Consider the following 10,003-nt stretch of genomic DNA (forward strand, 5'->3'; position numbering starts at 1 on the left):
TGTAGTGGTGGCCTGTTTATGCAGTTTGATGTTCATGAATACGCTCCTGAATGATCTGCTGAAGGAGACCCTTTGCAGCAAGCAAAGGATAACTCCTCAATGAGATTTGATCATCCGGAATCTGACACTTAGGGAGTATAGAAAAGCAGAAAGAGGTGACCCGGATACGAACTATAATCAAGCGTGGCGGTTTCGTGGTTATGTATACGGTGTCTATGATGTCACTGATACCGATTATTGTACGCCTAGAGATGCAGGCGGCAGGCAGTTATTGGCTGTTACAGCGAACTTTCTGGATGAGAATCCTTAACTCTGGGCTGAGCCCGCCAGTGATTTGGTTAAAATGGCAATAGCAACTGCCTTCCCTTGCGATTAATTTGAGGTGAGAAACTGCCCAGTGCAAAAAGATGAACTCTCAGCCTGGTTGCTGCAGCGCTATCCTGGTATGAAGTTGGTGTCAGCCTGGGGTGAGGAGGCTTTTTTCTATAACCCCGATCAGCGCCTGCCGCGCGGGGTATATTTTGCCACCCTGAAGGATAAAAACGGTGAACATGATCAAGCGTCTGCGCTGGATCGTGAAGGGGTTTATCGTCTGAACTTCGGGGTGAGCAGCGCAACTTATCAACAACACCTGGGCTCTAAACCGGCTCGCCCGGCAGCTGGCCAAGTGGTCAACCTGGATATGGATTTCACCTGCCTGAATAAGCTGTTGCCTCACCCGGTTTACGCCTGGATGGGATGGATGAGTATCTTGAACCCGGATGCATCCAGCCTGCAGACACTGCAACCGCTGCTGGATGAAGCTTATGAGCGGGTTGTTAAAAAGTACAAGCGGCGAACGGGGTGTGGATAATTACGGCAGAGTTTACTGGTTGTCTTGCGAATTCAGTTCTGCAATTGATTGCATAAGTCGGCTGGCGTTTTAGTTGTACCCAAAGATAGGGCGTTTGCTGCAGGTCTTGATTATCTTTTAATGAAAATAGGTCTAACAGTTCTGCGTTGCTTGGCGTGATACTGACAGGTTGGTGGCCTTCACAGACCTCTTGAAGAGTGGGTGCTAATTGCTTTCATAGTGCTTTTTCTTTTATCAGCCCACTCTTGATTACTCATAGTTTTATTGTTGTTTTGGCTCATTGCTGTTTTCAGGGGTAGTTAAATCCAAGCTGATAGCGTTTAAATCCCCTGCGCAAATTCCGGCTCCAGAATACGGATCAGGCGAGCTACCTTGTGCAGGGTTTCGGCATATTCTTCTTCTGCTTTTGAATCCGCGACTAGGCCGCCGCCGCCCCAGAGGTGAAGTTGGTTGTTGGCAGCAATAAAGGTGCGGATGGCGATGTTGAAGTCCATGCGGCCGCTGTCATCCAGGTAGCCGATGGAGCCGCAGTAGACGCTGCGGCGACAGGGTTCCAGTTCTTCGATAATCTGCATGGCCCTGAGTTTGGGCGCACCGGTGATGGAGCCACCGGGGAAGCTAGCGGTTAAAAGATCAAGTGGTTGGCGGTCGCTGGCCAGTTGGCCGGTGATGCGACTGACCAGATGATGCACATAGTTGTAGCTTTCCAGGGTAAAAAGATCCGGCACCTGAATGCTGCCCGTTTGGCAGACTCGTCCCAGGTCATTGCGCAAAAGATCGACGATCATCAGGTTTTCCGCCCGATCCTTCTCGTTACTGAGCAGGTCTTCTTTTAAGGCCTGGTCTTCCTGCGGGCTTTTACCACGGGGGCGGGTGCCCTTGATGGGTTTGGTTTCTACTTTACCATCAGCACTGGTTTGCAGAAAACGCTCAGGCGAAAGGGATAGTAGCTGTTCTTCGCCATAATCCAGAAAGGCACAAAAAGGGGCAGTGATGCTCTGGCGCAGTTTTTCCCAGAGAGCATAGCTGCTGCCTTGAAAGGGTGCAGAAAAACGCTGGGCCAGATTGATCTGATAGCAGTCTCCGGCTTTCAAGTAGTCCTGCACACGTGCAAACTTCTCCAAATAGGCGGCTTTACTCATATTGCTGGTAAAGGGGGCCGTCACTTTAAAGTCTTCTTGTTCGGGCAGACTGGCTTGCAGTTGTTCCTTGAGGCTGGCCGCTTGCTCGTCAGTAAAGTAGCCGCTCAGCCAGGTGGTTTTTTCCTGCTGGTCACTGACCAGCGACCAGGGGTAGTAGCCCAGGCGAACCCTGGGCAGGGGCAGGTCGTTTTCAGCTTCTTCAGGCAGGTCTTCAAAAAGGCGGGCAGCATCGTAGCTGAAGTAGCCCAGCCAGCCACTGCAAAAGGGTAACTCTTGGGTGTCTTCTTGATGAGGGCGAGGGGCTGATTGGCGCAGCGCTTCCAGTTGGGGTAGATCTGCCCGGGTGTGAACTTCCAGCTTGCGGGTCGGCCCTGCGGCAGCAATAGCATAGCGGCTGTGACTGTCTCCCCCCAGGAGTACTGGCCATTCCAGGGTGCGGACAGCGGCCAGCAGTTGCTCGGGGCTGGCATAACTCAGGGGCAGTTGACGAAAAGCAGGCATAGACGTCCGTAAAGCAGCGAAACTAGGTTGTTGGGGTGGCGCATTTTACGGGGAAGCGGGAAAAAAGTCCTCCTTGATGAAGTTAATCGCGCGCTGTTGTCGACAACTTGAAAACAGAACTGATGAGTCGCCTTTGGTAAGCTGTTCATTTATTCTTTAAATTTCAATTAGTTATAGTTTGATCCGGTTTTTTTAGACTAAGGTTTTAATTGACCTTTAGGTTGCACCTGTCTACAGTGCAGATCAATTCGATATTGTCGACAATGTTTTGAAGCGAGCCAACTAGCCGATGAATCAGGAAGCAGCCCTGGATAGCCGAACCCTTGCTGATCGCGTTTTTGAAGAACTTCAAGATGCGATAGTAACAGGTGGGATCGCTCCGGGCACGAAAATTACCGAGCCTGGCCTGGCTAAAGAGTATGGCATTTCCCGCGGGCCCCTGCGCGAAGCCATGCGTCGCCTGGAGGGTCGGCACCTGGTCACCCGTATCCCCCATGTTGGCGCCCGCGTGGTTTCCCTGTCCCTGGATGAATTGCTGGAACTCTATGAAGTTCGTGAAGCAATGGAAGGCATGGCCTGTCGTTTGGCCGCGCGTCAGATGCCGGTAGCTGGAATTGATAGCCTCAAGGAACTGCTGGAAAAACACGAATCCCAGGCCGAGCTGCAACAGAATCTGGCCTACTACCAGAAGGAAGGCGATCTGGATTTTCACTATCGCATCGTTCTGGGTAGTGGCAACAAGAAGTTGATGGAGCTGCTTTGTGGCGAACTCTACTATCTGGTGCGCATGTACCGTTATCGGTTCAGCGCTAGCAGTGGTCGTCCCAAACGCGCTTTTCAGGAGCACTATCGTATCGTCGATGCTATCGAGCAGCGAGACGAGGAATTAGCCGAAATGCTGATGCGTCGGCACATACGAGCCTCCCGCGATAACGTTGAACAGCGTTTGCGGGAACAAGAGTCTTTACCCCGGTAAACCGAAAACCCTAACCCGGTTATTAAGAGGAAAAATCATGTCCCAGAAACTGACCGCTGGCGGACGCTTCCGCAAGGCACTGAAAGAAAACAACCCACTGCAAATTGTTGGCACCATCAATGCCTACCACGCCATGATGGCTGAAAAAGTGGGTCACCAGGCGATTTACCTGTCCGGTGGCGGCGTTGCCAATGCTTCCTACGGTCTGCCTGACCTGGGCATGACCAGCATGAACGATGTACTGGAAGATGTGCGCCGCATCACCAGTGCTGTAGACACACCTCTGCTGGTGGATATCGATACTGGTTGGGGCGGTGCTTTCAATATCGCTCGTGCAGTAAAAGAAATGGAGAAAGGCGGTGCTGCTGCCGTTCATATCGAAGACCAGGTTGCCCAGAAGCGTTGTGGCCACCGTCCTAACAAGGAAATCGTTTCCCAGGACGAGATGGTTGATCGTGTTAAGGCTGCTGTTGATGCCAAAACCGATAGCGACTTCTTTGTTATGGCACGTACCGATGCTTTCCAGAAAGATGGTCTGGAAGCAGCTGTAGAACGTGCTCGCGCTTGTCTGGAAGCCGGTGCTGACGGCATCTTCGCTGAAGCTGTTCACACCCTGGAAGACTATCAAGCCTTTGCTGATGGTATCGGCGGTGCTCACCTGCTGGCCAACATCACTGAATTCGGTGCTACTCCGCTGTTCAACAAGAAAGAGCTGGCTGAACACGGTGCCACCATGGTTCTTTATCCGCTGTCTGCTTTCCGTGCTGCCAACAAGGCTGCGCTCAACGTTTTCCAGCACCTGCTGGATGATGGCGATCAGAAGGCCGTGGTTGATACCATGCAGACCCGCATGGAGCTGTATGACTTCCTGAATTACCATGACTTCGAACAGAAGCTGGACCAGCTGTTTGCCGAAGGCAAGAACAAATAATTCAGATAAAGATAAATAAAGAGGAGATAGTCATGTCCGATAAATCATCCGTGCTGCCCAAGCCTAAAAAATCCGTTGCTCTTTCTGGAACAGCGGCCGGCAATACAGCTCTGTGTACCGTAGGACGCAATGGCAACGAACTCCACTATCGTGGCTACAACATCCTGGATCTGGCGGCTAAGTGTGAATTTGAAGAAGTTGCTTACCTGCTGGTTCACGGCAAACTGCCAACCGCTGCCGAGCTGAATGCTTACAAGATCAAGCTGAAGGCCCTGCGTGGTCTGCCTGCTGCGGTTAAAACTGCTCTGGAGCAACTGCCTCCTTCTGCTCATCCCATGGATGTTATGCGTACCGGTGTTTCCGTTCTGGGCTGTGTGAAGCCTGAGAAAGACGACCACAACCACCCGGATGCCCGTGACATCGCTGACAAGCTGATGGCTTGCCAGGGTTCCATGCTGCTGTACTGGTATCACTTTGCTTACAATGGCAAGCGTATCGATCTGGAAACTGATGATGACTCCATCGGTGGTCACTTCCTGCACCTGCTGCACGGTGAGAAGCCACGCGAATCCTGGGTCAAGGCCATGCATACTTCCCTGATTCTGTATGCAGAGCACGAGTACAACGCTTCTACCTTTACCAGCCGTGTTATCGCTGGTACCGGTTCTGACTTCTACAGCAGCATTGCTGGCGCGATCGGTGCCCTGCGTGGTCCCAAGCACGGTGGTGCTAACGAGGTGGCTTTTGAAATCCAGAAGCGTTACGACAACCCTGAAGAAGCTGAAGCGGATATCCGCGAGCGTGTGGGTCGTAAAGAAGTGGTTATCGGTTTCGGTCACCCTGTATACACCGTCTCCGATCCCCGCAACGAGGTGATCAAGCAGGTGGCCAAGCAGCTGTCCGAAGAACAGCAGAACACCAAGATGTACGACATCGCCGAGCGTCTGGAATCAGTCATGTGGGAAATCAAGAAGATGTTCCCCAACCTGGATTGGTTCTCTGCGGTCAGCTATCACATGATGGGTGTTCCCACCGATATGTTCACGCCTCTGTTCGTGATCTCACGTACTTCCGGTTGGAGTGCTCACGTGATCGAACAGCGCATCGACGGCAAAATCATTCGCCCCAGCGCCAACTATGTGGGTGAAGAGCCTCGCAGCGTACCGGCGATCGAAGACCGCGTATAAGACTGAAGGGGAAGGGCTAAGGCTCTTCCCCGGCTACTTTTGCACTGCCAACTTTCTTTTTGATGAGTGCCACTATGAACACTGAATACCGCAAGTCCTTGCCCGGCAGCTCACTGGATTATTTTGATACCCGTGAAGCCGTGGACGCTATCAAGCCTGGCGCCTATGCCAAGCTGCCTTACACCTCGCGTGTACTGGCCGAACAACTGGTTCGCCGCTGTGAACCTGAAGACCTGACTGCTTCTCTGGAGCAGTTGATTGAACGCAAGCGTGATCTGGATTTTCCCTGGTATCCCGCACGTGTTGTTTGTCACGACATTCTGGGTCAAACCGCTCTGGTGGATCTGGCCGGTCTGCGTGATGCCATTTCCGAAAAAGGCGGTGATCCTGCCAAGGTGAATCCGGTTGTTCCTACCCAGCTGATCGTTGACCACTCGCTGGCTGTTGAACACGCTGGTTTTGAAAAGGACGCCTTTGAAAAGAACCGTGCCATCGAAGATCGTCGTAACGATGACCGCTTCCACTTTATCGAGTGGACCAAGACGGCCTTTAAAAACGTTGACGTGATTCCTGCCGGTAACGGCATCATGCACCAGATCAACCTGGAGAAGATGTCTCCGGTGATCCAGGCGCGTGAAGGCGTGGCCTTCCCTGATACCTGTGTGGGTACTGACTCTCACACACCTCACGTTGATGCCCTGGGCGTTATCTCCGTGGGTGTTGGTGGTCTGGAAGCTGAAACCGTCATGCTGGGTCACCCTTCCATGATGCGCCTGCCTGATATCGTTGGTGTTGAGCTGGTTGGCAAGCGTCAGCCCGGCATTACAGCAACCGATATCGTTCTGGCTCTGACCGAATTCCTGCGTAAAGAGCGCGTGGTTGGTGCCTACCTGGAGTTCTACGGTGAAGGTGCTTCCAGTCTGACCGTGGGTGACCGTGCCACTATCGCCAACATGACTCCTGAGTATGGCGCGACTGCGGCCATGTTCTACATTGATGAACAAACCATCGAATACCTGAAGCTGACCGGCCGTGAACCCGAGCAGGTTGAGCTGGTTGAGAACTACGCCAAGGAAGCCGGTTTCTGGGCGGATAGTCTGGAAGGTGCTGAATACGAGCGTGTACTCAAGTTTGATCTGTCCAGCGTCGGCCGTAACCTGGCTGGTCCTTCCAACCCTCATGCACGGGTTTCCACGGCTGATCTGGCCGCCAAGGGCATTGCCGGTAACCTGGAAGAAGCGCGCAAGCAGGAAGCCGAAGGCCTGATGCCTGACGGTGCCGTGATCATTGCTGCGATCACTTCCTGTACCAATACCTCCAACCCGCGCAACGTTGTTTCTGCCGGTCTGGTAGCTAAAAAGGCCAACGAGCTGGGTCTGGTTCGCAAGCCCTGGGTGAAGTCTTCCTTTGCTCCCGGTTCCAAGGTAGCGCGTCTCTACCTGGAAGAAGCCGGTCTGCTGGAAGAAATGGAAAAACTGGGCTTTGGTATCGTGGCTTATGCCTGTACTACCTGTAATGGTATGTCCGGTGCCCTAGATCCCAAGATCCAGCAGGAAATTATTGATCGCGACCTCTACACCACAGCGGTACTTTCCGGTAACCGTAACTTTGATGGTCGTATTCATCCTTATGCCAAGCAGGCTTTCCTGGCTTCGCCACCTCTGGTTATTGCCTACGCGATTGCCGGTACCATTCGTTTTGATATCGAAAAAGACGTCCTGGGCACCGACAAGGATGGCAACCCCATCACCCTGAAGGATCTCTGGCCGACCGATGAAGAAATCGATGCGATCGTTGGTTCCAGTGTTAAGCCTGAACAGTTCCAGAAGATCTACATCCCCATGTTTGATCTGGACAAGGGTGAAGAGGCCAAGAGCCCGCTGTATGACTGGCGCCCTCAGAGTACCTACATCCGCCGTCCTCCTTACTGGGAAGGTGCGCTGGCTGCAGAACGTACGCTCAAGGGTATGCGTCCTCTGGCGGTACTGCCTGACAACATCACCACTGACCACCTGTCGCCTTCCAACGCGATTCTGGCGGATAGTGCGGCGGGTGAATACCTGGCCAAGATGGGGCTGCCCGAAGAAGACTTTAACTCCTATGCTACTCACCGTGGTGACCACCTGACTGCTCAGCGTGCCACCTTCGCCAACCCCAAACTCGTTAACGAGATGGCAGTGGTTGATGGTGAAGTGAAGCAGGGCTCGTTGGCGCGTATCGAACCCGAAGGCAAGGTGGTTCGCATGTGGGAAGCCATCGAAACCTACATGGATCGCAAGCAGCCGCTGATTATCGTGGCTGGTGCTGACTATGGTCAGGGCTCCTCGCGTGACTGGGCGGCCAAGGGTGTTCGTCTGGCCGGTGTTGAAGCTATCGTTGCGGAAGGCTTCGAGCGTATTCACCGCACCAACCTGATTGGTATGGGTGTGTTGCCTCTGCAGTTTGAAGAAGGCACCACGCGCAAGACCCTGGGTCTCGACGGTACTGAAACCTATGATGTTGAAGGTGAATTCACGCCGCGTACTACCCTGAAGTTGATCATCACCCGTAAAAACGGTGAGAAGGTGGAAGTACCGGTCATCTGCCGACTGGATACTGCCGCCGAGGTCAACGTCTACAAGGCCGGCGGTGTACTGCAGCGCTTTGCCCAGGACTTCCTGGAAGGTGAAGTGCCTGCCTGAGGTCATTGAACTTCAGAGATGCAAGTAGGTTAGCTGAGGCGGTTCCCCTGTGTTCCGCCTCAGTTGTTTTCGGCTCTTTGTTCATTGTGTGGAGTAGATTATGAGCCAGGTACCCCAGATTAAAATTCCAGCCACCTATATTCGTGGCGGCACCAGTAAGGGTGTTTTCTTCAATATCAAGGATCTGCCAGAAGCGGCCCAGGTGCCCGGCAAGGCACGGGATTCCATCCTGCTGCGTGTGATCGGCAGTCCTGATCCCTATGGCAAGCAGATCGACGGTATGGGGGGCGCGACCTCCAGTACCAGTAAAACCGTGATTCTGGCTCCGGCAACGGAACCCGGTCACGACGTTGATTACCTCTTTGGTCAGGTTTCCATCGACAAGGAGTTTGTCGACTGGAGTGGTAACTGCGGCAACCTGTCTGCAGCCGTGGGCGCTTTTGCCATCCATTCCGGTCTGGTCGATGCCAATCGTCTGCCTGAAAACGGCATGGCAGAAGTACGCATCTGGCAGGCTAATATTAAAAAAACCATCGTTACCCGTGTTCCCATGACCAACGGTGAAGTTCAGGAAACCGGTGATTTTGAACTGGATGGTGTGACCTTCCCGGCTGCCGAGATTCCCGTTGAATTCATGGACCCGGCCGATGGCGAAGGTGCTATCTTCCCGACTGGTAATCTGGTGGATGACCTGGAAGTTCCCGGTGTGGGCACTTTCAAGGCGACCCTGATCAATGCCGGTATCCCCACGATCTTCCTGAACGCGGAAGAAATAGGTTACACAGGTACCGAGCTGCAGGAAGCCATCAACAATGATGCCGATGCACTGACCCGCTTCGAGACGATTCGTGCTCAGGGTGCCGTGAAGATGGGGCTGATTAAAGATGTTGCTGAAGCAGCTGCGCGTCAACATACGCCCAAGGTGGCTTTTGTTGCCCCGCCCAAGACCTATACGTCTTCCAGTGGCAAAGCTGTAGAAGCCGACAAGGTAGACCTGCTGGTACGTGCGCTGTCCATGGGCAAGCTGCACCACGCCATGATGGGCACAGCTGCTGTTGCCATAGGCACTGCAGCGGCTATTCCCGGTACCCTGGTTAACCTGGCTGCCGGTGGCGGTGATCGTAAAGAAGTAACCTTTGGTCACCCGTCCGGTACTCTCAAGGTTGGTGCCGAAGCCAGTCTGGTAGACGGTCAGTGGAGTGTGGACAAGGCGATTATGAGCCGCAGTGCACGTATCCTGATGGAAGGTTGGGTCAGAATTCCTGGCGACACCTTCTAAATCATCCCTGAATTGGTGATTACTTAAGCCCCGGCATAGACCCGGGGCTTTTTTATGAAATAAAAAAACCTACTGACAGGTAAAAAACTGGCTAACTAGCGGTCTTCTGTGGATATCTCTGTGAGCAAGTCCGTGACTAGCTGTGACTTAAAAATAATCGTAAAAAACTCGTAAAAAAGCCTTGCGTAAAAACGAAAAATCTCTAGAATGCGCACTCGTTGTCAGGGAGCAGCCAGACACAGCAACCGGCAACAAGTTAAGCGAAAATAAACGCTTGACAAAGACGGTGAGATTGATAGAATGCTCGCCTCTTGATTCGAAGGATGCTTTGGATCGACGCTCTTTAAGAATGAAGCATCAGGTACATTCATGTGGGCGCTTGCGGGATGGTTTGTGGAGAGTCACAAAACATCAAGGCAAGCGACTCGTCAAGAACTTTAAGTTCTTAAGAAT

7 protein-coding genes are annotated in these 10,003 nt (G+C 52.9%); 6 read left to right on the forward strand and 1 reads right to left on the reverse strand.

Annotated elements, in window-relative coordinates; genetic code table 11:
• The first annotated feature begins 397 nt into the window (after positions 1-397).
• Complete coding sequence (locus DFK18_RS14270) at positions 398-853, forward strand: DUF6194 family protein (protein ID WP_218563976.1); 456 nt, start codon at positions 398-400, stop codon at positions 851-853.
• Positions 854-1,173: 320 nt separating this feature from the next.
• On the opposite strand, the gene pabB is transcribed toward DFK18_RS14270, so the two are convergent.
• Positions 1,174-2,496, reverse strand: a complete 1,323-nt coding sequence (gene pabB / locus DFK18_RS14275; protein ID WP_114418950.1) for an aminodeoxychorismate synthase component I — start codon at positions 2,494-2,496, stop codon at positions 1,174-1,176.
• A gap of 289 nt (positions 2,497-2,785) precedes the next feature.
• Here pabB and DFK18_RS14280 point away from each other — a divergent pair, with 289 nt between their 5' ends.
• From DFK18_RS14280 to prpF, 5 genes are all read left to right on the forward strand, one after another.
• On the forward strand, positions 2,786-3,472 hold the full coding sequence (locus DFK18_RS14280; RefSeq protein WP_114418951.1) for a GntR family transcriptional regulator: 687 nt from the start codon (positions 2,786-2,788) through the stop codon (positions 3,470-3,472).
• A gap of 37 nt (positions 3,473-3,509) precedes the next feature.
• Positions 3,510-4,403 carry a methylisocitrate lyase gene (prpB, locus tag DFK18_RS14285; protein WP_114418952.1) on the forward strand — a complete coding sequence of 298 codons (894 nt, stop codon included), beginning with the start codon at positions 3,510-3,512 and terminating at the stop codon, positions 4,401-4,403.
• A 32-nt stretch (positions 4,404-4,435) separates the two neighbouring features.
• The gene (gene prpC, locus DFK18_RS14290; protein WP_114418953.1) at positions 4,436-5,590 is read left to right on the forward strand and encodes a bifunctional 2-methylcitrate synthase/citrate synthase; all 1,155 of its coding nucleotides are present in this window, start codon (positions 4,436-4,438) and stop codon (positions 5,588-5,590) included.
• Positions 5,591-5,664: 74 nt separating this feature from the next.
• Positions 5,665-8,271 (forward strand): Fe/S-dependent 2-methylisocitrate dehydratase AcnD, encoded by a 2,607-nt coding sequence (gene acnD, locus DFK18_RS14295; protein ID WP_114418954.1) that lies wholly within the window; start codon positions 5,665-5,667, stop codon positions 8,269-8,271.
• 100 nt (positions 8,272-8,371) lie between these two features.
• Entirely contained in the window at positions 8,372-9,550 is a 1,179-nt protein-coding gene (prpF, locus tag DFK18_RS14300; protein ID WP_114418955.1) for a 2-methylaconitate cis-trans isomerase PrpF, read from the forward strand.
• The last annotated feature ends 453 nt before the right edge of the window (positions 9,551-10,003 follow it).

The sequence above is a fragment of the Marinospirillum perlucidum genome, from assembly GCF_003336805.1.
In the GTDB taxonomy this organism is placed as follows: Bacteria; Pseudomonadota; Gammaproteobacteria; order Pseudomonadales; family Halomonadaceae; genus Marinospirillum; species Marinospirillum perlucidum.

Coding starts and splice junctions, on each gene's coding strand:
- pabB (WP_114418950.1), bottom strand. CDS start 2,496: ATGCCTGCTTTTCGTCAACTGCCCCTGAGTTATGCCAGCCCCGAGCAA.
- DFK18_RS14280 (WP_114418951.1), top strand. CDS start 2,786: ATGAATCAGGAAGCAGCCCTGGATAGCCGAACCCTTGCTGATCGCGTT.
- prpB (WP_114418952.1), top strand. CDS start 3,510: ATGTCCCAGAAACTGACCGCTGGCGGACGCTTCCGCAAGGCACTGAAA.
- prpC (WP_114418953.1), top strand. CDS start 4,436: ATGTCCGATAAATCATCCGTGCTGCCCAAGCCTAAAAAATCCGTTGCT.
- acnD (WP_114418954.1), top strand. CDS start 5,665: ATGAACACTGAATACCGCAAGTCCTTGCCCGGCAGCTCACTGGATTAT.
- prpF (WP_114418955.1), top strand. CDS start 8,372: ATGAGCCAGGTACCCCAGATTAAAATTCCAGCCACCTATATTCGTGGC.